Source organism: Kitasatospora sp. NPDC054795 (genome assembly GCF_053611565.1).
The window spans coordinates 1-2,545 of sequence record NZ_JBSHAP010000281.1 but is presented as its reverse complement, the minus strand read 5'-3'; the positions used below and the strand labels follow the sequence as shown (position 1 = coordinate 2,545).

At 73.1% G+C, this 2,545-nt stretch carries 3 protein-coding genes; all 3 read left to right on the top strand.

Features of this window, described 5'->3' with window-relative positions; genetic code table 11:
- The first annotated feature begins 164 nt into the window (after window positions 1–164).
- The 3 genes from ACWGJO_RS41420 to ACWGJO_RS41410 all read left to right on the top strand — a co-directional run bounded on the left by ACWGJO_RS41420 (window position 165) and on the right by ACWGJO_RS41410 (window position 2,502).
- Complete coding sequence (locus ACWGJO_RS41420) at window positions 165–1,991, top strand: cyanobactin maturation protease PatG family protein (RefSeq protein WP_452190942.1); 1,827 nt, start codon at window positions 165–167, stop codon at window positions 1,989–1,991.
- Window positions 1,992–2,059: 68 nt separating this feature from the next.
- Window positions 2,060–2,242: a hypothetical protein gene (locus ACWGJO_RS41415; RefSeq protein WP_380545118.1), complete on the top strand. Its 183-nt coding sequence runs from the start codon at window positions 2,060–2,062 to the stop codon at window positions 2,240–2,242.
- 68 nt (window positions 2,243–2,310) lie between these two features.
- Window positions 2,311–2,502 carry a hypothetical protein gene (locus tag ACWGJO_RS41410; RefSeq protein ID WP_452190941.1) on the top strand — a complete coding sequence of 64 codons (192 nt, stop codon included), beginning with the start codon at window positions 2,311–2,313 and terminating at the stop codon, window positions 2,500–2,502.
- The last annotated feature ends 43 nt before the right edge of the window (window positions 2,503–2,545 follow it).

Genomic DNA, 2,545 nt, shown 5'->3' with positions numbered 1-2,545 from the left:
GGGGGGGAGTACACGTCCAACATCGAGCCCGGCGTGGTCGTCTCCCTCCCCTCCTTCCCCGTGCCCCCCCCCCCACCCCTGACCCCCCCCCCCGACCGGCCGCCGGCGCCCCCCCGGGGGGGGGCGCCGCCACCCTGACCGGCAGCAGCTTCGCCACACCGCTGGTGTCCGGGGTCGCCGCCCTGCTGGTCGGCACGCAGGTGCGCGCGGGGCGCCCACCCGACCCGCGGGCGGCCCGCCAGGCCCTGTTGCGGGGCGCGCGGTCCGTGCCCTGCGCACCCGCCGACGCACCCGAGTGCCGACGCCGACTGGTCGGCCACCTGGACGCGGCCCGGGCCTACGAGCTGATCACCCGAGGAGACCTGACGGACCGGCCGGCCACTGCCGGGACCACGGCGGACGGCACCCGCCGCACCACCCTCTCCCCCGAGGTCGGGGTCGCCACGGCCGGCGCACCCTCGCTGCTCGGGACCTCCCCTTACGACTCGCACGAGGGAGCCAGCACCATGGACACCCAGAGCGTTCCCGTCGCCACCGCCGAGGCCGTTCAAGCCCCCCAGGTCGCACCGGCCGCACAGGTGGCCCCTGCCGCCCAGGCGGTACCGGGCCCGGAGGCCGTCCAGGCCTCACCGGCCGCGCAGACCGCACCGTACGAAGCCGTCGCCCCGGCCGCAGCCGCCGGGGTGACGGGCGCCACCGCCTCGGGCGCCCAGCCCGCGGGCGCCCCCGCCGTCCCGCCGCCCATGCCACTGACCGCGCCCACCGTGGCCGCGCCCGCACCGTCCACCGGCGCGACGGTGCCCGGCCAGGCCCCGGCGGCCCCCTGCGCGTGCCAGGGCGGCGGGCCCTCGGGGGCCGGGCTGCCAGGGGCCGTGCCGTCGGGATCCGTGCCGTCGGGTGGCGCACCCTCGGGCGGCGGCGTCCGGCCCTCCTGTGCCTCCACCAACAACCGCCCGCTGGTGTTCGCGATCGGCCAGGTCGGCGTGGACTTCCTCACCGAGGCCCGCCGGGACAGTTTCCGCCAGCTGATGGACCCCGTCGAGGTGCCGGTCGTAGGCAAGCCCGATGTGACGAAGGAACTGCCCGCCAATCCCTACGACGCCGACCAGCTGCACAGGTACCTGACCGCCAACCCGTGGGCCTCCGACAAGGTCACCTGGACGCTGAACCTGGAGAGCACACCCGTCTACGCGCTGGAGGCCGAACCCGCGGCCGGCATGGACTGGACCAGCAACCCCCTGGTGCAGCTCGGGACGAAGGAGGAGGTGGAGTCGATCGTCAACGACCGCAGCAAGCTCGCGGACGCCCTGCTGGCACTCGCCGCGCCCGCCGCCCCGGTGTCCACGATCTACCGGTCCTTCCGGGACGCGTACCTCGGCCAGCACAAGTACACCCAGGACGAGGACGGCTACATCTCCCGGATCTCGATACCCGGTCGGCTGACCGACCGGACCGTCCGGCTCTTCTCCGGACAGGTCGTGCCAGTCGTCGAGGTCAAGAGCCGTGGCGTCTACATCTGGTACCAGAAGCAGCTGGTGGACGCCGTGGTGAAGGCCGTCATGCACCAGGCGCACCACGATTCGCTGACGGTCGACGAGACCTACGTCCGCAAGACCATGGACGCGTTCCTCGACAAGGTCTACTACCAGTTCCGCAACCTCGGGCAGACCTCCGCCGACCGGGCGCTGAACTCCGCCGGGACGAACGCGTTCTCGATCGCCGGCCCGATCAGCAAGGCCATGCTGCTGGGCCAGAGCGTCCCCAGCACCGTGACGGATTCCGGCAAGCCGATCTCCCTGTACTGCATCGACACCATCTCCGTCGCGAAGAGCCCGTACTGCCGCATGGGATCGGACTGCCAGGACGTGAAGGTGACCTTCTTCGACCCCGAGGACGACCGGCACGCGCGGGTCTCCATGCTGTTCACGATCGACGTCAGCGACGAGTTCCCCGTCACCCTGGCACCGGCCCACCAGTTCCTGGAGTCCTGAGTACCCGGCACCGTCGGTGTCCACGCCGACCGGACGCCCCCACACCACCCGTCAGGAGGAGACGGATCATGAAAACCCCCGCAGGGCTCCCCAAGCCCACGCCGAGACTGCCGGTCCTCGCCCCACCGGTCCGCCGGGACGGCCGGGACGAGGCCGGAACGCTGTCCGGCAGCCCGGGCGTCGTACCGGCCCGGTCGGCCTGCGCCGGCCTCACCGGCCCCGCCCGGAGCATGTGCTATGCGGCCCTCTGACGCCCCGCCCCGACGGGCCTCGCCGAGGACGGAGTGCAACCAGCACGACGAGAAAGGGATGAGCAGAAATGACCAACGAAGAATTCCGTGAGGAGCGCCGGACGTGGACCCCCACGCCGCAGCTCCCGAAGCTGGCGGAGCCGGTGGACCGCACCCGCCGCACCGGCGGCGCCCTGGGCGACACCCCCGGCGTCGAAGCCGACTTCGACTGGGGCAAGCTCGCAGGCACCCTGGCGAACGTGGCCTCCAGCATCTTCTGATGAGGCACTCCGCGCCGGCGACGGGCCCCGAAGGGTCCGTCGC

Coding starts and splice junctions, on each gene's coding strand:
- ACWGJO_RS41410 (WP_452190941.1), top strand. CDS start 2,311: ATGACCAACGAAGAATTCCGTGAGGAGCGCCGGACGTGGACCCCCACG.
- ACWGJO_RS41415 (WP_380545118.1), top strand. CDS start 2,060: ATGAAAACCCCCGCAGGGCTCCCCAAGCCCACGCCGAGACTGCCGGTC.